Origin of the sequence: Tepidimonas sp., from assembly GCF_036825565.1 — a bacterium.
Lineage (GTDB): Bacteria > Pseudomonadota > Gammaproteobacteria > Burkholderiales > Burkholderiaceae_C > Tepidimonas.
In genome coordinates this window covers 26183-44836 of record NZ_DAISXZ010000008.1, presented here as the reverse complement: position 1 = coordinate 44836, position 18654 = coordinate 26183, and the positions used below count along the sequence as shown (strand labels likewise).

Below are 18654 nucleotides of genomic sequence, written 5' to 3'. Positions count from 1 at the left end.
AGTTCCATCTGCAGCAGAACGCCGGCGCGCTCACTACCCGGCAGGAGGCGAGAAATCTCGGCTTCCGAGGTGGCGACCTCGCAGCCCAGCACACGGCGTTTGCCGGAAGCTTCGATGCCGACGGCGATCAAAACCGCGCAATCGACGATGCGGCCTTCCATGCGGACCTTCTCGTAGCGCGCATCCAGAAAAAGGTAAGGCGTCTCACCCAAGGGACGTTCGCGCCAAGCCCTGAGTCCCTCGTCGAGCTTGGCCGCAGCGCGGCTGACCTGGGCGCTGGAAAGCGAAATCTCCGGTCCGAGCAGGCGCTGCAGGACGTCGATGACGCGGCGGGTAGAGACGCCCTGGACATACATCTCGGCCAGGGCGAGATTGACCGCCTGGTCGGTGCGGGTGCCCTTCTCCAGGGCGGAAGGGTAAAAGTCGCCGGAACGCACTTGGGGCACCTGGAAGGTCACTTCACCCAGCCGGGTGAGCAGGGTCTTGGGCTTGAAACCATTGGCGTAATCGCGCCGTGTTTCGGTACGCTCGTAGGGGCGGGCGCCGAGAAACGCGCTTCGCTCGATCTTGGCGGCTTCATTGACGAGGATACGCAGGGCTTCGCCGGCGCCGTCCAGGCCATTTTCAAGCAGGGCGGCATAGGCGGCTTCCAAAGGATTCGTTTCGACACGCATCGCCATGAGGGATACACTCCTTTCTCGAAATCATGGCGTCAGACCCACCGTCGTGCCGCCTGCTGGGCGGTGACCTCCGGCGCTACGCGCCTACGCTCCCCGCCCAGCAGGCCACGGGCAAAACGGAATTTACAGAAAGAACGATACACAACTGGCCGCTGATGCCTTCCCCATGAACCTGGGCTTTCTGGGCAAGGGAAACGCCAGCCAGCCGCAGGGCTTCATGGAGCAGGTCGAGGCCGGCGCCATCGGCATGAAGCTGCACGAGGACTGGGGCACCACACCCGCGGCCGTCGACGCCTGCCTGGACGTCGCCGAACGCACGGACACCCAGATCTGCATCCACACCGACACGCTCAACGAAAGCGGCTTCGTGGAGGATTCCATCGCCGCCTTCAAGGGCCGCACCATTCACACCTTCCACTGCGAAGGCGCAGGCGGCGGCCATGCGCCAGACATCCTCAAGGTGTTGGGCGAAGCCAATGTGTTGCCGTCGTCGACCAACCCCACGCGCCCCTACACCGTCAACACGCTGGAAGATCATGTGGACATGCTGATGGTCTGCCACCACCTGGATGCGTCCATCCCCGAGGACCTGGCCTTTGCCGAAAGCCGCATCCGCAAGGAAACCATCGCCGCTGAAGACATCCTGCACGACCTGGGCGCCATCAGCATCATGAGCAGCGACAGCCAGGCCATGGGCCGGGTGGGCGAGGTCATCTGCCGCACTTGGCAGACCGCGCACAAGATGAAGGTGCAGCGCGGCTGGCTGGCCCCCACACCGGGTCGCGCCGAGAAGGTGGAACAAAGCGACCGCAACGACAACCTCCGCGTCAAGCGCTACATCGCCAAGTACACCCTCAACCCGGCGATTGCGCACGGCGTCAGCCACATCGTCGGCTCGGTGGAAGTGGGCAAATGGGCCGACCTGGTGCTTTGGAAGCCTGCCTTCTTCGGCATCAAGCCGGCGCTGGTGCTCAAGGGCGGCATGATTGCGGCCGCCGCCATGGGCGACCCGAACGCCTCCATCCCCACGCCGCAGCCGGTGCACTACCGGCCCATGTTTGGCAGCTTCGGCGGCGCCCTGCACCAAACGTCGCTCACCTTTGTGTCCCAGGCTGGACTGGCCGCCGACATCGGCCAGCGCTTTGGCCCGCAAAAACCATTGGTGGCCGTCAAAGGTTGCCGCACCATTGGCAAGCGCGACATGGTGCTCAACGACTACGCCCCGCGCATGGACATCGACCCCCAGACCTATGCCGTGCGCGCCGACGGTGTGCTGCTGACCTGCGAGCCCGCCGCCGAGCTGCCGCTGGCCCAGCGCTACTGCCTGTTCTGAACGCCGCCATGTTGACCGCTGCCCGCCTCACCCCCCGTGGCCAGGGCCTGGCCGCCGCCCTGCTGGACCGCAGCGCCTGGATCAGTCTGAACTGGGACCAGCGCCAGAAAAGCCGCTTCGACTGCGACGACTCTCACGGGCGCTGGGTGGGGGTGTTTCTGGCGCCCGGCACGGTGCTGCGCGGCGGTGATGTGCTGCTCACCGAGGATGGGGCGCTGCTGCGCGTGCAGACGGCCGCCCAGCCCGTCTTGCGCGTGACCCCGTGCCCCGAACACGGCACCCCGCTGGACCTGCTGCACGCGGCCTACCACCTGGACAACCGGCATGTGCCGCTGGAGGTGCAGGCCGATCACCTGAAACTCGAACCCGACCCGGTGCTGGCCGACATGTTGCGGCAGATGCAACTGATCGTGACCGAGGCGCGGGAGCCGTTCGAGCCCGAAGCCGGGGCCTATGCCGCTCACCCCCACGGGCATTCCCACGAACACTCCCACGGCCACCCGCACGACCAGCCCCCGCCGTGAACCCCGCCCGTGGCCGCCTCATCGACCCTTTTGCCCCTGCTCTGGCTGGCCTCGCCCGCCCTGCCGGTGGGTGCCTTCTCGTATTCCGAGGGGCTGGAAGCGGCGGTGGAGGCCGGCTGGGTGCATGACGAGGCCAGTGCTGGCGGCTGGATCGAGGATCAGCTGCACCTGAGCGTCGCCCGCGCCGACCTGCCAGCCGCGGCCCGCGCCTGGTCCGCCGCACGCGCGGGGGATGCGGCCGCCCTGCGGGCTGTGGACTACTGGGTGCGGCACAGCCGCGAGACCGCAGAACTACGGCTGCAGACCGAACAAATCGGCCACGGGCTTTGGGCCTGGCTGAACAGCCTGGATGCCCGCCCGACCGGCTGGTGGCCCCACCGCACGACCCCGACCCAGCCGGTCGCGCTGGGGATGGCCTTGGCCGTGCAGGCCCATCCCGACACGCCTCTCGCGGATGCGCTTGCGGCCATCGCCTTCGGCTGGGCCGAAAACGCCGTCCAAGCTGCCATCAAAGCCGTTCCCCTGGGCCAGGCCGCCGGCCAGCGCATCCTGCGCCGGCTCGTCCAGCAGATACCTGCCGCCGTCGACGACGCCTGCCGCCGCAGCCACGACGCCGACCCGCTGGCCCTGCAGGCCTACACCCCCGGGCTGGGCGTGCTGTCCAGTCGCCACGAAACCCAGTATTCGCTCCTCTTCCGCTCATGAACGCCCCCTCGTACCCCCCGCTGCCGCCCTGCACCGCATCCCTGGCCGCACCAAACGGCTGCCCCCGCTGCGCGTCGGCATCGGCGGGCCGGTCGGCTCCGGCAAAACTACGCTGCTGGAGATGCTGTGCAAGGCCATGCGCGACCGCTGGGACCTCGTCGCCATCATCAACGACATCTGCACCAAGGAGGACCAGCGCCTGCTCACCGCCAGCGGCGCGCTGCCGGCCGAACGCATCCTGGGTGTAGAAACTGGCGGCTGCCCACACACCGCCATCCGGGAGGACTGCTCCATCAACCTGGAGGCCATCGACCGCATGCTGCGCCAGTTCCCCAACGCCGACATCGTGTTCGTCGAGAGTGGCGGCGACAACCTGGCCGCCACCTTCAGCCCCGAGCTGTCCGACTTGACGATCTGCGTGATCGACGTCGCTGCCGGCGAGAAAATCCCCCGCAAAGGCGGCCCCGGCATCACCAAGATGCGACCTCGTCACCAACAAGATCGACCTCGCCCCCCACGTCGGGGCCAATCTGGTCGTGATGGCCGCCGACACCGCCCGCACGCGGCCCGATGCGCAACGCCGCCCGTGGGTGATGACCAACCTCAAGACCCTGCAAGGCGTGGACGAGGTGGTGGCATTCATCGAGCGGCGCGGGCCGCTCACCGCGTGACGCCTCGACCTCGCTCGGCCAGCGCACACGCTTCCGCTGGCGTCCACCAGGACCCATGGCCCTTCGCGCGACGTGCCCCATGTCGCATCCGATACAGTGTCCAGTATCGCGGTCACAGTGAACCGCACACGGCATGGGACCATGACCGCGCCATCGCCATCCGGGACGTGGTCATCGCCGGCTCACCGCAGGAGGCACAGCGCGAGTTGGCCTTGACGACAACGGTACCGTCGGCTTCACCCACCGCTGTGAGCCCAGCCGACCGGCGCGCGCCGAACGATCCCGGATGAGTGGACGGCGCCGCCCAGCCACTACACTGCGGACATGGTCACCTCCTACCTTGCCACCCTGCCCGAACCGTGGGGATGGGTCGTCTCTGCCATGCTGGGGCTCATCGTCGGCAGCTTCCTCAACGTCGTGATTCACCGCCTGCCGCGAATGCTGGAGCGCCGCTGGGCGGCCGAATGCGCCGCGCTGCAAGCGCCCGCCGCAGGCGGCACCGGGGATGCGGCCGCCCCGGCCCCAGCGCGCTACGACCTGCTGGCACCACGCTCGCACTGCCCGACGTGCCACACCCCCATCCGCTGGTACCACAACGTCCCGTTACTGGGCTGGCTGGTGCTGCGCGGCCGTTGTGCGGCGTGCGCAGCGCCCATCCCCTGGCGGTACCCGCTGGTCGAGGCGCTGACCGGCCTGGCCTTCGCCCTGGTGTTTGCACGCTACGGGGCCGGCGCGGCCACCGTCGCGTGGTGGGGTTTCATGGCCGCCGTGCTGGCCCTTGCCTTCATCGACTGGGACACGACGCTGCTGCCGGACGACATCACGCTGCCGCTGGTCTGGGCCGGCCTGATCGCCGCCGCTACCGACGTAAGCGGTGTTGCCCTGCCCGATGCGCTGTGGGGCGCCGTCGCGGGCTATCTGTCGCTGTGGAGCGTCTACTGGGCGTTCAAGTTGCTCACCGGCAAAGAGGGTATGGGCTACGGAGACTTCAAGCTGCTGGCCGCGCTGGGGGCTTGGCTGGGCTGGTCCGCGCTGATCCCGCTGGTGCTGGTTGCCTCGGCGCTGGGGGCCGTCGTCGGGCTGGTCATGAAGGCATCCAACGCCCTGCGCGAAGGCCGCTATGTGCCGTTCGGGCCCTTTCTGGCCTTTGGCGGTCTGCTGGTGTGGGGGGTGGGGCCGCAGCGCCTGCTGGGCGCGCTGGGGTTGTGATGGGCGCGCCCCTGCGCATCGGGCTGACCGGCGGTATCGGCAGCGGCAAAAGCACGGTCTCGGCCATGCTCGCCGCGCTGGGCGCGACCGTGGTGGATGCGGACGCCATCTCCCGTGCGAGCACCGCGGCTGGCGGCGCCGCGATCGAGCAGATCCGGCAGGCCTTCGGCGATGCCTTCATCACGCCTGCGGGTGCGCTGGACCGCGACCGCATGCGCGCGCGGGTGTTCAGCGACGCCGACGCCAAGGCGCAGCTGGAGGCCATCGTCCACCCCCTGGTGCGGGCCGAGATCGACCGCCGCATCGCCGCCTGCACGGCCGACGCCATCGTGCTGGACTTGCCGCTGCTGATCGAGTCGGCGGCGTGGCGGCAGCGCTGCGACCGTGTGTGGGTGGTCGACTGCGCGCCGCAGACGCAAATCCGCCGCGTCATGGCCCGCAACGGCTGGCCGCGCGAGCAGGTGCTGGCCGTGCTCGCCCAACAGGCCAGCCGGGCCCAACGGCTGGCCGCGGCCGACGTGGTGATCGACAACGACGACGTCGATCTGGACACCCTGCGCGAGCGCGTGCGACGTGCGTGGGATGCGCGGGGATTGCCGCTATGATGCCCGCGTGATCCTGTACGAATACCCCTTCAACGAGCGCATCCGCACCTACCTGCGTCTGGAGCACCTGTTGCGGCGGCTCGCCGAACTGATGGCGCGCACGCACGCGCTGGATCACCACTACGCGATCCAGACGCTGTTCGAGATCATGGACGTCGGCGCCCGCGCCGACCTCAAAACCGAGATCCTGAAAGACCTGGAGCGCCACAAGCAGATCTTCAACGGCTATCGGGGCAATCCCGCCATCTCGGAGGTGGCGCTGGACCAGTTCATTGCCCGCATCGACACCTGCTACGCGGCCCTGCGCGACGACGAGGGTAAGGCGGGCCATGCGCTGGCCGGCATCGAGTGGTTGACGGCCATTCGCAACCGCATCGCCATTCCCGGCGGCATCTGCGAGTTCGACCTGCCCGCCTACCACGACTGGCAACACCGTCCGGTCGAACAGCGGCAGGCCGACCTAGCCCGCTGGGCGGGCGAGATCGCCTGCTTGGCCGAGCCCGTGCGTCTGCTGCTGCGGCTGCTGCGCGAATCCGGCCTGGCGCAAAAGGTCTATGCCACGCGCGGCCAATACCAGCAAAGCCTGCCGCAAAGCCGCACCTTCCAGTTGCTGCGCGTGTGGATGGACCCCGCGCTGCATTTGATCCCGGAAATCAGCGGCAACCGGCTGCTGTTTTCGGTGCGGCTGCTGCGTCGCACCGACGACGGTCGACTGGAGCACGCCGCCGACGCCGAAGCCGAATTCGAAGTCCACCTGTGTGCCTGATGCCGGCGCGCGCCCCGATGACACAGCCCTTTGCCGCCCGCACCATCACCTGCCCCGCCTGCGGGGGACCGTCGCGCTATGCGCCCGACAACCCCTGGCGCCCCTTTTGCAGCAAGTGCTGCAAGCAACTGGACCTGGGCGCCTGGGCCAGCGAGCGCTTTCGCGTACTCGACCCGACGCCCCCCGATCCGGGCGAGCTGTCCGAAGGCCGCATCCCCTCGTGATCGCGCGGGCCGCGCGATCAGGGCCGCACGCTCGCCTTGCGTCTGGGCACGCGCAACCCCTTCGTCCTGCTGCCGTTCGCCCTTACCCTGCCCCCGGGGTGGGAGGTGGTAGCCCTGATCATCGTCCTGCAATCGCTGGTGGAACTGGTGGGGATGGTGGGCGGCGGCCTAGGCCATCGCGGGACCGCCCTCTCGCGCCATCCAGCGCAGCAGCGGCCAGGTGCCGGGCAGCACCGGCGCCACCGTCACCGGCAGCGTCTGCCACGCGTACGCCTGGCCCTCGTGCATCTGCAGCTCGCCGCGCCACTCGAACACACGGCAGACATGCAGCCGCACGTGCGCGTGCGGGTAGTCGGCCTGCAGCACGCGCCACGGTTGCGCCGCCCCGATCGTCACGCCGATTTCTTCCTGCAGCTCGCGGCGCAGCGCCTGCTCCACCGTCTCGCCCGGCTCCACCTTGCCGCCGGGGAATTCCCAGTGCCCGGCGTAGGCCTTGCCGGGTGGGCGTGTGGACAGCAGGAAGCGCCCGTCGCGGTCGATCAGCACGCCGACCGCCACGTCCACCAGCGGCCGCGGGCCGGGCGCGCGTGGCCGGTCCGCATCGACCACCAGCACCTCATCGGGGACCGGCGCGGCGGGCGCGCTCACGACCCCTCCGGCGGCGTGCGGCCTGCCCAGTCACGCGCGAACTGGTAGGCCACGCGCCCGCTGCGCGCGCCGCGCTCCAGCGCCCACACCAGCGCCGCGCGGCGCGCCTCGTCCCACTGCGCCTCGGGCGCGCCGTAAGCGGCCAGCCACTGCCGCACCACGGCCAGGTATTCGTCCTGGCTGAACGGGTAAAAGCTCACCCACAGGCCGAACCGCTCTGACAGCGACACCTTCTCCTCCACCGCCTCGGCCGGATGCAGCTCGCCGTCGTCGCCGTAGGTGGCGGCAAGGTTGTCGCGCATCTTCTCGGGCAGCAGGTGGCGGCGGTTGCTGGTGGCGCAGATCAGCACATTGGGGCTGGCTGCCGCCACCGATCCGTCGAGGATCGACTTCAGCGCCTTGTAGCCCGGCTCGCCCTCCTCGAAGCTCAAGTCGTCGCAAAAGACGAGGAAGCGCTCCGGCCGCGGCGCCACCACCTCGACGAGGTCGGGCAAGTCGGTCAAATCGGCCTTGTCCACCTCGATCAGACGCAGGCCCTGCGCGGCGTATTCGTTTAGGCAGGCCTTGATCAGCGAGCTCTTGCCGGTGCCGCGCGCGCCGGTCAGCAGCACGTTGTTGGCCGGCAGCCCGCGCACGAAGCGCTCCAGGTTGCGCTGCACTTTGGCCCTCTGATCGTCGATGGCCTGCAGGTCGGCCAGGCGGATCGCCGCGACGTGCCGCACCGGCTCCAGCGCCCCGTGCGCGCCGCGCTTGCGGTAGCGAAACGCCACCGAGGCGCCCCAGTCCGGGGCGGAGAGCGGCTGCGGCAGGATGGCCTCGATGCGCTCGATCAGCGCCTCGGCGCGCGCCAGCAGCCGTTCGAATCGTTCGTTCATCGGCTCGGGCTCAGCTGCGGTAGTCGGCGTTGATGCTGACGTAGTCGTGGCTCAGGTCGCAGGTCCAAACCGTCTCGGCGGCCGCACCGCACCCGAGGTCCACACGCACGGTGATTTCGCTTCGCTTCATCACGCGCTGGCCGTCCTCCTCGCGGTAGGCCGGGTGACGCCCACCACGCGTGACGACGTGCACGTCGTCCAGGAACAGCTCGATGCGCCCCTGGTCCAGGTCGCCGATGCCGGCATAGCCCACCGCCGCCAGGATGCGGCCCAGATTGGGGTCGCTGGCGTAGAAGGCCGTCTTGACCAGCGGCGAGTGGGCGATCGCGTAGGCGACCTTCAGGCACTCCTCGGCGTCGCGCCCGCCCTCGACGCGCACGGTGATGAACTTGGTGGCGCCCTCGCCGTCGCGCACGATGGCGTGCGCCAGCGTGCGCGCCACCTCCGTCACCGCGGCCAGCAAGGTCTGCCCGGCGGGGCTGTCGAGCGTCTCGATGCGCGCAAGCGGCGCACGCCCCGTGGCCATCACGACGAAGGAGTCGTTGGTGGAGGTGTCACCATCGACCGTGATGCGGTTGAACGAGCCGTCGGCGGCGCGGCGGGCCAGCTCCCCGATCAGCTCCGGGGCCACCGGCGCGTCGGTGGCGACGAAACCCAGCATCGTCGCCATGTTGGGCCGGATCATGCCGGCGCCCTTGGCGATGCCGGTCACCGTCACCGGCACACCGTCGATCGTCACGCGCCGGCTGGCGGCCTTCGGCACGGTGTCGGTGGTCATGATGCCCTCGGCGGCGCGCAGCCAGTGCGCGCCGTCCTCGGCTGCATCGGCCAGCGCCGCCGGCAGCCCGGCGACGATGCGCTCGACCGGCAGCGGCTCCATGATGACGCCAGTGGAAAACGGCAGCACCTGCTGCGGCGCCACGCCAAGGCGCTGCGCCAGCGCGATGCAGACGGTGCGCGTGTCGATCAGCCCCTGCTCGCCGGTGCCGGCGTTGGCGCAGCCGGTGTTGACCACCAGCGCACGGATGCCTTGCCCCGCGGCCAAGTGCTCGCGGCAGACCTGCACCGGTGCGGCGCAGTAGCGGTTGCGGGTAAAGACACCGCCGACAGCGCTGCCTTCGTCCAGCAACATGACGGTGAGGTCCTTTCGGTTGGGCTTGCGCACGTGCGCCTCGGTCACGCCCAGGCGAAGGCCGGACACGGGCAGCAGCTCAGCGGCGTCGGGGGCGGTCCAGTTGACGGCCATCGCAGCGTCCTTTCGCGGCAGATCAGGTCAGTTTGCCGTGGCAGTGCTTGTACTTCTTGCCGCTGCCGCACGGGCAGGGCTCGTTGCGGCCCACGCGCGGCAGGGCGGCGGCCCCCGCCTTGGCGAGCAGCCCCTGATCGGCGGTGGTCTCGGCCTCACCGGTTTCGGTGGGTGCGGTGTAGGTGACGTTGCTCAGGCGCTCCGCGTTCTGCTCCAGGCGTTCGGCGGCGTCGCTCACCTGCTCGGGCGATTGCACCTTCACATTCATCAGCACGCGCGTGACTTCGTTGCGCACGCCATCGAGCATCTGCGCAAAGAGCTGGAACGCCTCGCGCTTGTACTCCTGCTTGGGCTGCTTTTGCGCATAGCCGCGCAGATGAATGCCCTGTCGCAGGTAGTCCAGCGCGCTCAAGTGATCGCGCCAGTGGCTGTCCAGGGTTTGCAGCAGCACCACCCGCTCGAAGGGGGTGAACGCCGCGCGGCCCGCGAGCGCCACCTTGGCCTCGTAGGCGGCATGGCCCGCCTCGACGACCCGACGAACGATGTCCTCGTCGTCCATGGCCTCGGCGCGCTCCAGCTCGCCGACCAGATCGACGGCCAGTCCGTATTCCTCGGCCAGGGCCTGCTGCAGGCCGGGCACGTCCCACTGTTCCTCCACGCTGCCGGCCGGCACATACTGGCGGACCAGATCGGTCAAACAGCCTTCGCGCAGCGCCGCGACCTGTGCCGACAGATCTTCGGCATCGATGATGTCGTTGCGCTGCTGGTAGATGACCTTGCGCTGGTCATTGGCGACGTCGTCGTACTCCAACAGTTGCTTGCGGATGTCGAAGTTGCGGGCCTCGACCTTGCGCTGCGCGCTCTCGATGGAGCGGGTGACGATACCGGCCTCGATGGCCTCGCCTTCCGGCATCTTGAGGCGGTCCATGATGGCGCGCACCCGGTCGCCGGCGAAGATGCGCATCAGCGGATCGTCCAGGCTCAGATAGAAGCGGCTGGACCCCGGGTCGCCCTGGCGGCCGGCACGGCCGCGCAACTGGTTGTCGATGCGGCGGCTTTCGTGCCGCTCGGTACCGATGATGCGCAGGCCACCCAGAGCCTTGACCTTCTCGTGGTCGGCCTGCCACTGCGCGCGCAACGCCTCGACACGCTGGGCGCGCGTGGCCTCGTCCAGCGACGCATCGGCCTCGACGGCAGCGATCATCTTTTCCAGGTTGCCGCCGAGCACGATGTCGGTGCCACGGCCGGCCATGTTGGTGGCGATGGTGATCGCGCCCGGGCGGCCGGCCTGGGCGATGATCTCCGCCTCGCGCGCGTGCTGCTTGGCGTTGAGCACCTCGTGCGGCAGCCCCTCGCGCTGCAGCAGTTGGGCGATGACCTCGGAGTTCTCGATCGACGAGGTACCCACCAGCACGGGCTGGCCACGTTCGTGGCAGTCGCGAATGTCGGCAATGACGGCCTGGTACTTCTCGGCCGTGGTCTTGTAGACGCGGTCCTGCTCGTCGCGGCGCTGGCTGGGCCGGTTGGGCGGGATGACCACCGTTTCCAGGCCGTAGATCTCTTGGAACTCGTACGCCTCGGTGTCGGCCGTGCCGGTCATGCCGGCCAGCTTGCCGTACAGGCGGAAGTAGTTCTGGAAAGTGATCGAGGCCAGCGTCTGGTTCTCGGGCTGGATAGCCACGCCTTCCTTGGCCTCCACCGCCTGGTGCAGGCCGTCACTCCAGCGCCGCCCGACCATCAGTCGGCCGGTGAACTCGTCGACGATGACGATCTCGCCGTTTTGCACCACGTAATGCTGGTCGCGATGGTACAGGTGTTGGGCCTTGAGCGCCGTCACCAGGTGATGCAGCAGCGTGATGTTGGCCGGATCGTACAGCGACGCGCCCTCGGGCAGCAGCCCGGCGCGCGCCAGCAGTTGCTCGGCGTGCTCGTGCCCCTGCTCGGTCAGGTGGATCTGGTGCGACTTTTCGTCGAGCGTGAAGTCACCGGGCTTGGTGACCCCCTCGCCCGTGCGGGGGTCGGCCTCCCCTTCCTGCCGGGTCAGGGCCGGCACCAGCGTCTTGATGCGTTGGTACAGCTCGGTGTGATCTTCGGCCTGGCCACTGATGATGAGCGGCGTGCGCGCCTCGTCAATCAGAATGGAGTCCACCTCGTCGACGATGGCATAGTTCAGGCCGCGCTGCACCCGGTCGCGCGCCTCGTACACCATGTTGTCACGCAGGTAGTCGAAGCCGTATTCGTTGTTGGTGCCGTAGGTGATGTCGGCGGCGTAGGCGGCCTGCTTCTGCTCGCGCGGCATTTGGGGCAGATTGACCCCCACGCTCAGTCCCAGCCAGTGGTAGAGCTTGCCCATCCACTGGGCATCGCGGCTGGCCAGGTAGTCGTTGACGGTGACGACGTGCACGCCCTTGCCCGTCAGGGCATTCAGATACACCGGCAGCGTGGCCGTCAGCGTCTTGCCCTCGCCGGTGCGCATCTCGGCGATCTTGCCCTGGTGCAGCGCGATGCCGCCCATCAACTGCACGTCGAAGTGGCGCATCTTCATGACGCGCTTGCTGGCCTCGCGCACCGTGGCAAACGCCTCGGGCAGCAGGGCGTCGAGCGACTCGCCGTTGGCCAGCCGCTGGCGGAACTCGCCCGTTTTGGCCTGCAACTGCTCGTCGCTCAGCGCGGCGAACGTCGGCTCCAGCGCATTAATGCGCGTCACCGTTTTGCGGTACCCCTTGAGCAGCCGATCGTTGCGGCTGCCGAAAATCTTGGTCAGGAACGGGATGGCCATACAAACCCCGCCGCGCAACCGCCCGGAGACAGGCGCGGCTCAAGCATTTCTCGGATCGCTCCGCCAGCGGCGAAGCGCCATGACACGCGGCCCGGGGGCTTGCGCCCCCGGGACCGCCAGCGCGGGCATTGTAGCCCCGCGTGCCCGGGGCCACCGGACGGGCACTTACGACGCCTCGCGCCCCTGCACCCGCACCTGCAGGGTCTGCACCTCGCCGCCTGCCGAGCGCGCCGCCGCCAGCAACACCGGCGCGAGCTGCCGCACCTTGGCCGCCACCGACGGGTTGGCTGCCAGCAGGCACCACACCCCGTCCTCCAACGGCCCGGCGGTCACCCGCTCGCGCAGCAGGGGGGGCAAGTGCACGGCCACACGCTGGAGCAGCCGCCGCGACACCCAGGCACGCTCGGCCACATCGGCCAGCACGGGGTTGGCGCGCACGGCCTGCTGCAAGGTCAACACGGACATGGATGCCCCCTCGCGCCGCCAGCGCTCACCCGCTTCACTGCGGCGCCTGGCCCACGGCGTCGCGCAGGCACTTCTGCGCGAAGCTGGTCTTGGCCGCGCCGGCCAGCTTCTTTTCTGCCGCTCGGGCGTCGCAGGCGGTCTGGGCGTCTTGTTCGCACTTCCTCAGGAACGACGTCTTGGCGGCGCCCGCCAGCTTCTTCTGGGCCGCAGCCGCGTGGCAGGTGGGGCCTGCGCCATCGGCCGGACCGGCTGCCCAGGCCGGGCTGGCCGCCAGGCCCAGCGCCGTGGCGCCGGTGATCAAACCCGTGGCGAGACGAAGGGACAAAATGCGCATGGGACGACTCCAGACGGTTGGGGCCGGCACCCTGCTGGCCCCAAGCGGACAGTCTACGCCAGGATGCACCCTTTGCCACCCCCAGCCTGCCACCCACGCTGATACCCAGACCGTGGCTCAGGGCGCGGGGCGCAGGCGCAGCAGACGCCCGTCCGGGGCGTCGGTCAGCACATACAGCCAACCATCCGGCCCTTGGCGCACATCGCGGATGCGCTCGCCCAGCTCGGTCAACAGGCGGTGCTCGCGCACCACGCGCGCGCCATCCAGCTCCAGCCGCACCAGGTGCTGGCCGCGCAGCGCGCCAATGAACAGATTGCCGCGCCAGGCCGCTCCGTAGCGGTCGCTGGTCAGCCACGCCATGCCGGAGGGCGCGATCGAGGGCGTCCAGTGGTACAGCGGTGGGACCATACCGGGCTTGTGCGTGCCTTCGCCGATGCGCCCGCCGCCGTACTGCTCGCCGAAGGTCACGATCGGCCAGCCGTGGTTGCCGCCGCACTCGGGGCGGTTCAGCTCGTCGCCGCCCTGCGGGCCGTGCTCGTGCATCCACAGCCGGCCGTCTGGGCCCCAAGTGGCCCCCTGCGGATTGCGGTGGCCCCAGCTCCAAATCTCGGGCAAGGCGCCTGCGCGGCCCACCAGCGGGTTGTCGGGCGGGACGGCGCCGTCCTTGGTCACGCGCACGATCTTACCGTGGTGGTTGTCCAGCTTCTGCGCATCGGCCATGCGGTGGTAGCGCTCGCCCAGCGTCAGAAACAAGGTACCGTCGCTCGCCTCGACGATGCGGCAGCCGAAGTGCAGGCGACTGGTGACGCGCGGCTGCTGGCGAAAGATCACCCGCAGATCCTGCAACCGGGTCGTATCCGCCGACAGGACCGCGCGCGCCAGGGCGGTGGAATTGCCGCGCCCCTGCGGATCCGGCTCAGCGTAGCAGAAATACAGGGTGCGGTTGCGGGCAAAGTCGCTGTCCAGCGCCAGATCGAGCAAGCCACCTTGCCCCGCCGCATCCACCCGCGGCAGACCGGTGATCGGCGCGCCCAGACGGCCGTCGGCCCCGACCGCGCGCAGGCGCCCCGGGCGCTCGGTGACCAAAAAACGCCCATCCGGCAAAAACGCCAGCGCCCAGGGGTGCTCCAGCCCGATGGCCACCGCCTCGGCACGCAGACGAGCCGGCTCAGCACCAGCCGTCCGCACCGGCGACGCCGCCAGCACCAGGGCCAGCCCCGCGCCCAGCACCGCCCGGGGCAGCCCCCACCACCCCAGGCACCCAGCACACCAACGACCGAGGAGACGCATCGCCATGATGACGGGATGGTTTCCGATTGGCCGCCGGCCGTCAAGCAGCCCAAGGCCGCCTGAGGACGACCCACGTCGCCCCGACCGGGCATCGGGAAGGGAACTCCGCATTTAGCACTCGATCTCAGAGAGTGCTAATATGATGACCGATCCAGGAGAGGAGAGCCCATGACCGCGATGTCCCTTGCCCTCACACCTGCGTCCCGCGCCGCACCCGCGGCGTCGTGGTCCAGCACGTCGCTGACGCTGCCTCCGCTGGGCAACCTGGACGCCTACATCAGCGCCGTCAACCGCATTCCGCTGCTCAGCGCCGACGAGGAGCGCGATTGCGCCCAGCGCTGGCGCCAGCACCAGGACCTGGAGGCCGCCGGCAAGCTGGTGATGTCCCACCTGCGGCTGGTGGTGGCCATCTCGCGCCAGTATCTGGGCTACGGTCTGCCCCAGGCGGACCTGATCCAGGAGGGCAACATCGGCCTGATGAAGGCGGTCAAGCGTTTCGACCCGGCACAGGGCGTGCGGCTGGTCAGCTACGCGGTGCACTGGATCAAGGCCGAAATCCACGAATTCATCCTGCGCAACTGGCGCATGGTCAAGGTGGCCACCACCAAGGCCCAGCGCAAGCTGTTTTTCAATCTGCGGGCGCTCAAGCGGGGCTTCAAGGCCGATGCGCTGGACGAGGACGCGGCGCGCGAGCGCCTATCCGAGGCCGAAATCGACGTCGTGGCGCGCGAACTCAACGTGCGCCGCGAGGACGTGATCGAGATGGAAACCCGCCTGGGTGGCGCGGACGTGGTGCTGGACCCCCTGCCCAACGAGGATGGGGAGGAGGCCTACGGCCCGATCGCGTACCTGGCCGACCACCGCCACGAGCCCACCGCGGTGCTGGAGGCGCGCGAGCGCGAGCGCCTGGGATCGGAGGGCATCGAACATGCGCTGGCGCAGCTCGACGAGCGCTCGCGCCGCATCGTGACGGCGCGCTGGCTGCTGGTCAACGACGACGGCAGCGGCGGTGCCACGCTGCAGGAGCTGGCAGATGAGTACGGCGTGAGCGCCGAGCGCATCCGCCAGATCGAGGCGGCGGCCATGAAAAAGATGCGCCAGGCGCTGCGCGCGTACGCCTGATCCGCGCCCTGGTTCAGCCCTCGCGCCGCAGGGCTGGGAATAGGATCACGTCGCGGATGCTGGGGCTGTCGGTCAGCAGCATGATCAGCCGGTCGACGCCCACTCCGCAGCCGCCCGCCGGCGGCATGCCGTATTCCAGCGCCCGAATGTAGTCGGCGTCGAAGTACATGGCCTCGTCGTCGCCGGCGTCCTTGTTGGCCACCTGAGCGTGGAAGCGCGCGGCTTGATCCTCGGGGTCGTTCAGCTCCGAAAAGCCGTTGCCCACTTCCCGCCCGGTGATGTAGAGCTCGAAGCGCTCGGTGAGCGTCGGATCGGTGTCGCTGGCGCGCGCCAGCGGCGAGATTTCGGTGGGGTGGTTGCAGATGAAGGTCGGCTGCCAGAGCTTGTCCTCCACCGTCTCTTCGAAGTACAGAACCTGCAGACCGGCCAGGCTGCGGCTGTCCAGCCGGTCCTTGACGGGGTCCAGCCCCAGGCGACGCAATTGCTCGCGCAGCCAGGCCGGATCGTCCACGCGCTCGGCCGCGTCGGTGTGCTTGAGGATCGCCTCGCGGATGGTCAGGCGTTCGAACGGCGCATCCAGGTCCACGTCCCGCCCCTGGTAGACGAGCCGGCCGCCACCGCACACCGTGTGGGCCACGTGGCGGATGAGCTGCTCGGTAAACGCCATCAAATCCACGTGGTTCCAGTACGCCGCATAGAACTCCATCATGGTGAACTCGGGGTTGTGGCGAACGCTGATCCCCTCGTTGCGGAAGTTGCGGTTGATCTCGAACACACGGTCGAAGCCGCCCACCAGCAGGCGCTTGAGGTAGAGCTCCGGCGCGATGCGCAGGAACATCTCCTGATCCAGCGCATTGTGGTGGGTGACGAAGGGTTTGGCGTTCGCCCCCCCGGGGATGGGGTGCAGCATGGGCGTCTCCACCTCCAGAAAACCGTGCTGCACCATGAACTCGCGCAGGGCCGTGACGGCCAGGCTGCGCGCGACGAAGCGCTCGCGCGCCGCGACATCGGTCATCAGGTCGACATAGCGCTGGCGGTACTTCAGCTCCTGGTCGTGGATGCCGTGGAACTTGTCCGGCAGCGGGCGCAGGCTCTTGACCACCAGACGCAGCCGGTCGGCCTTGACGGACAGCTCGCCGGTGCGGGTCTTGAACACCGTGCCTTCGGCATAGACGATGTCGCCCAAATCCCAGTGCTTGAAGGCGTCGTAGGCGGCCTCGCCCAGCGCGTCCTTGGTGAGGTAGAGCTGGATGCGCCCGCCGGTGGGGCCGAAGGAGGCGTCCTGCACGGTGGCAAAGCTGGCCTTGCCCATCACGCGCTTGAGCATCATGCGCCCGGCGACGCTGACGCGGGCCTGCAGCGGCTCGAGCATCTCGTTGCTCATGTGGCCGTATTCGGCCTGCAGGGCCTCGGCCGTGTGCTGCGGCCGCACGTCGTTGGGGAAGGCCGGCCCGGCGCCCTGCGCGGCGGCAGCGCGCAGCGCGTGGAGTTTTTCGCGGCGCTCGGCGATGAGCTGGTTTTCGCTCGGGGCCTCGACGGGCACGGGATGGACGGAATCGGTCATGGCACCACCGGGATGCAAAAAACAAAGGGTTTTGCGGCCCACACCGCAAAACCCTCGATTGTAGGCGGCCCACGCCGGGGGCCGCCGTGCCCGCATCGGCGGGCCGTCAGACGGCCGCTTCGCCCAGGTAGGCGGCGCGCACCTTCGGATCGTCCAGCATGGCCTTGGCCTCGCCGTGCATGATGATCTCGCCCGAGTCCATCACATAGCCGCGGTCGGCCACCTGCAGCGCGCGGCGGGCGTTTTGCTCCACCAGCAGGATCGTCATGGCCTGTGCGTGCACGTCGCGCACCACTTCGAAGATTTTGTCCACCATGATCGGCGACAGGCCCATCGATGGCTCGTCCAGCAGCAGCAGCTTGGGGCGGCTCATCAGGGCACGCGCCATCGCCAGCATCTGCTGCTCGCCACCGGACATCGTGCCGGCGAGCTGATCCTTGCGTTCCTTCAGACGCGGAAACAGCTCGAACATGCGCTCGATGTCGCGCTGGATCTCGGCCTTGTCGGTGCGCACATAGGCGCCCATCAGCAGGTTTTCGGTGATGGTCATGCGCGTGAAGACGCCGCGCCCCTCCGGCACCATGGCCAGCCCGCGCTTGACCAAATCCCACGATCCGACCCCGCGGATGGACTGTCCCTGGTAGACGATGTCGCCGCCTTCGGACAGCAACATGCCGGTGATGGCCTTCATGGTCGTGGTCTTGCCCGCGCCGTTGGAGCCGATCAGCGTGACCAGCTCGCCCTCGCGCACCTCCAGGTCGATGCCCTTGACGGCCTTGATACCGCCGTAGGAGACCTTCAGGCCCGTGACTTTCAACAGGGTGTTCGCCATCTCAGTGTCCTCCGGTGCCCAGGTAGGCCTCGATCACCTTGGGGTTCTGTTGCACCTCGGCCGGCGTGCCTTCGGCCAGCTGCTTGCCATAGTCCAGCACGGTAACGCGGTCGCACAGACCCATGACCAGCTTGACATCGTGCTCGATCAGCAGGATGGTGCGCCCATCGGCACGAATGCGGTCGATCAGCTCGCGCAACTGCACCTTCTCGGTGGCGTTCATGCCGGCGGCGGGTTCGTCCAGCGCGATCAGCTTGGGGTCGGTGGCCAGGGCGCGCGCGATCTCCAGCCGGCGCTGGTCGCCGTAAGACAAGGTGCGCGCCTTGTAATCCGCGTATTTGGCGATACCGACGTACTCGAGCAGCTCCATCGCACGCTCGGCGATGGCTTTTTCCTCGGCCTTGAAGCCGCTCGTGCGCAGGATGGCGCCGAAGATGCCCGAGCGCGTGCGCACATGGCGGCCGACCATGACGTTTTCCAGCACCGTCATCTCGGCAAACAGCCGAATGTTCTGAAAGGTGCGCGCGATGCCAGCCTTCGCGACCTCGTGCACGGCGGTGGGCGTGTAGGGCTGGCCCGCCAGCTCGAACACGCCGCTGTCGGGCGTGTACAGGCCCGTCAGCACATTGAAGAAGGTCGTTTTGCCGGCGCCGTTGGGTCCGATCAGGCCGTAGACCTGGCCGCGCTTGATCTCGATACCGACGTCGGAGAGCGCCTGCAGGCCGCCGAAGCGCTTGGAGACGCCGCTGACTTTCAGGATGGTGTCTGTCATGGGGTGCTCC

18 protein-coding genes and 2 pseudogenes are annotated in these 18654 nt (G+C 68.7%); 9 read left to right on the top strand and 11 right to left on the bottom strand.

The window, feature by feature from the left end:
• The coding region (locus tag V7026_RS02625; RefSeq protein WP_334153686.1) for an IS256 family transposase at positions 1 to 680 on the bottom strand (680 nt) is incomplete at its 3' end.
• 148 nt (positions 681 to 828) lie between these two features.
• Here V7026_RS02625 and V7026_RS02620 point away from each other — a divergent pair.
• From V7026_RS02620 to V7026_RS02585, 8 genes and pseudogenes are all read left to right on the top strand, one after another.
• Positions 829 to 2013, top strand: a pseudogene (locus tag V7026_RS02620) (urease subunit alpha); the annotation flags it as partial.
• An 8-nt stretch (positions 2014 to 2021) separates the two neighbouring features.
• A complete protein-coding gene (ureE, locus tag V7026_RS02615; protein ID WP_334153685.1) occupies positions 2022 to 2537 on the top strand; it encodes an urease accessory protein UreE in 516 nt (171 codons plus the stop codon).
• A 30-nt stretch (positions 2538 to 2567) separates the two neighbouring features.
• Positions 2568 to 3242, top strand: a complete 675-nt coding sequence (locus tag V7026_RS02610) for an urease accessory protein UreF (RefSeq protein ID WP_334153684.1) — start codon at positions 2568 to 2570, stop codon at positions 3240 to 3242.
• Positions 3220 to 3913: pseudogene (gene ureG, locus V7026_RS02605) on the top strand (urease accessory protein UreG). The gene V7026_RS02610 and the pseudogene ureG overlap by 23 nt, the downstream one beginning before the upstream one ends.
• A gap of 324 nt (positions 3914 to 4237) precedes the next feature.
• Entirely contained in the window at positions 4238 to 5122 is an 885-nt protein-coding gene (locus V7026_RS02600) for a prepilin peptidase (protein WP_334153683.1), read from the top strand.
• Positions 5122 to 5727, top strand: coding sequence for a dephospho-CoA kinase (gene coaE, locus V7026_RS02595; protein WP_334153682.1), 606 nt, complete (start codon positions 5122 to 5124; stop codon positions 5725 to 5727). Before V7026_RS02600 ends, coaE begins: the two co-directional genes overlap by 1 nt.
• Positions 5728 to 5734: 7 nt before the next feature.
• Positions 5735 to 6493, top strand: a complete 759-nt coding sequence (gene zapD, locus V7026_RS02590) for a cell division protein ZapD (protein WP_334153681.1) — start codon at positions 5735 to 5737, stop codon at positions 6491 to 6493.
• 17 nt (positions 6494 to 6510) lie between these two features.
• Positions 6511 to 6717: a DNA gyrase inhibitor YacG gene (locus V7026_RS02585; RefSeq protein ID WP_334153680.1), complete on the top strand. Its 207-nt coding sequence runs from the start codon at positions 6511 to 6513 to the stop codon at positions 6715 to 6717.
• Positions 6718 to 6885: 168 nt separating this feature from the next.
• Here V7026_RS02585 and V7026_RS02580 read toward each other — a convergent pair whose 3' ends face one another.
• The 7 genes from V7026_RS02580 to V7026_RS02550 form a co-directional block, all read right to left on the bottom strand.
• A complete protein-coding gene (locus V7026_RS02580) occupies positions 6886 to 7365 on the bottom strand; it encodes an NUDIX domain-containing protein (RefSeq protein ID WP_443082304.1) in 480 nt (159 codons plus the stop codon).
• Positions 7362 to 8240, bottom strand: a complete 879-nt coding sequence (locus tag V7026_RS02575) for an ATP-binding protein (protein WP_334153679.1) — start codon at positions 8238 to 8240, stop codon at positions 7362 to 7364. The genes V7026_RS02580 and V7026_RS02575 overlap by 4 nt, the downstream gene beginning before the upstream one ends.
• Positions 8241 to 8250: 10 nt before the next feature.
• The gene (gene argJ, locus V7026_RS02570; protein WP_334153678.1) at positions 8251 to 9486 is read right to left on the bottom strand and encodes a bifunctional glutamate N-acetyltransferase/amino-acid acetyltransferase ArgJ; all 1236 of its coding nucleotides are present in this window, start codon (positions 9484 to 9486) and stop codon (positions 8251 to 8253) included.
• Positions 9487 to 9508: 22 nt separating this feature from the next.
• Positions 9509 to 12265 (bottom strand): preprotein translocase subunit SecA, encoded by a 2757-nt coding sequence (gene secA / locus V7026_RS02565; RefSeq protein ID WP_334153677.1) that lies wholly within the window; start codon positions 12263 to 12265, stop codon positions 9509 to 9511.
• A 165-nt stretch (positions 12266 to 12430) separates the two neighbouring features.
• A complete protein-coding gene (locus tag V7026_RS02560) occupies positions 12431 to 12730 on the bottom strand; it encodes a DciA family protein (protein WP_068608745.1) in 300 nt (99 codons plus the stop codon).
• Between the two features lie 34 nt (positions 12731 to 12764).
• Entirely contained in the window at positions 12765 to 13064 is a 300-nt protein-coding gene (locus V7026_RS02555; RefSeq protein WP_334153676.1) for a hypothetical protein, read from the bottom strand.
• A gap of 117 nt (positions 13065 to 13181) precedes the next feature.
• Positions 13182 to 14354 (bottom strand): PQQ-dependent sugar dehydrogenase, encoded by a 1173-nt coding sequence (locus tag V7026_RS02550; protein WP_443082305.1) that lies wholly within the window; start codon positions 14352 to 14354, stop codon positions 13182 to 13184.
• A gap of 168 nt (positions 14355 to 14522) precedes the next feature.
• On the opposite strand from V7026_RS02550, the gene rpoH reads away from it, so the two are divergent.
• Complete coding sequence (gene rpoH, locus V7026_RS02545) at positions 14523 to 15476, top strand: RNA polymerase sigma factor RpoH (RefSeq protein WP_443082303.1); 954 nt, start codon at positions 14523 to 14525, stop codon at positions 15474 to 15476.
• Positions 15477 to 15489: 13 nt separating this feature from the next.
• Here rpoH and lysS read toward each other — a convergent pair whose 3' ends face one another.
• The 3 genes from lysS to V7026_RS02530 form a co-directional block, all read right to left on the bottom strand.
• Positions 15490 to 17040, bottom strand: a complete 1551-nt coding sequence (lysS, locus tag V7026_RS02540; protein WP_334153674.1) for a lysine--tRNA ligase — start codon at positions 17038 to 17040, stop codon at positions 15490 to 15492.
• A 106-nt stretch (positions 17041 to 17146) separates the two neighbouring features.
• Positions 17147 to 17872 carry an ABC transporter ATP-binding protein gene (locus tag V7026_RS02535; protein ID WP_334153673.1) on the bottom strand — a complete coding sequence of 242 codons (726 nt, stop codon included), beginning with the start codon at positions 17870 to 17872 and terminating at the stop codon, positions 17147 to 17149.
• Position 17873: 1 nt separating this feature from the next.
• Complete coding sequence (locus tag V7026_RS02530; RefSeq protein WP_334153672.1) at positions 17874 to 18644, bottom strand: ABC transporter ATP-binding protein; 771 nt, start codon at positions 18642 to 18644, stop codon at positions 17874 to 17876.
• Positions 18645 to 18654 lie beyond the last annotated feature (10 nt).

Bases quoted from the DNA above. Each gene is read 5' to 3' on its own strand.
- ureE (WP_334153685.1), top strand. From the start codon at position 2,022: ATGTTGACCGCTGCCCGCCTCACCCCCCGTGGCCAGGGCCTGGCCGCC.
- V7026_RS02600 (WP_334153683.1), top strand. From the start codon at position 4,238: ATGGTCACCTCCTACCTTGCCACCCTGCCCGAACCGTGGGGATGGGTC.
- coaE (WP_334153682.1), top strand. From the start codon at position 5,122: ATGGGCGCGCCCCTGCGCATCGGGCTGACCGGCGGTATCGGCAGCGGC.
- V7026_RS02585 (WP_334153680.1), top strand. From the start codon at position 6,511: ATGACACAGCCCTTTGCCGCCCGCACCATCACCTGCCCCGCCTGCGGG.
- V7026_RS02575 (WP_334153679.1), bottom strand. From the start codon at position 8,240: ATGAACGAACGATTCGAACGGCTGCTGGCGCGCGCCGAGGCGCTGATC.
- argJ (WP_334153678.1), bottom strand. From the start codon at position 9,486: ATGGCCGTCAACTGGACCGCCCCCGACGCCGCTGAGCTGCTGCCCGTG.
- secA (WP_334153677.1), bottom strand. From the start codon at position 12,265: ATGGCCATCCCGTTCCTGACCAAGATTTTCGGCAGCCGCAACGATCGG.
- V7026_RS02560 (WP_068608745.1), bottom strand. From the start codon at position 12,730: ATGTCCGTGTTGACCTTGCAGCAGGCCGTGCGCGCCAACCCCGTGCTG.
- V7026_RS02555 (WP_334153676.1), bottom strand. From the start codon at position 13,064: ATGCGCATTTTGTCCCTTCGTCTCGCCACGGGTTTGATCACCGGCGCC.
- V7026_RS02550 (WP_443082305.1), bottom strand. From the start codon at position 14,354: ATGCGTCTCCTCGGTCGTTGGTGTGCTGGGTGCCTGGGGTGGTGGGGG.
- rpoH (WP_443082303.1), top strand. From the start codon at position 14,523: ATGACCGCGATGTCCCTTGCCCTCACACCTGCGTCCCGCGCCGCACCC.
- lysS (WP_334153674.1), bottom strand. From the start codon at position 17,040: ATGACCGATTCCGTCCATCCCGTGCCCGTCGAGGCCCCGAGCGAAAAC.
- V7026_RS02535 (WP_334153673.1), bottom strand. From the start codon at position 17,872: ATGGCGAACACCCTGTTGAAAGTCACGGGCCTGAAGGTCTCCTACGGC.
- V7026_RS02530 (WP_334153672.1), bottom strand. From the start codon at position 18,644: ATGACAGACACCATCCTGAAAGTCAGCGGCGTCTCCAAGCGCTTCGGC.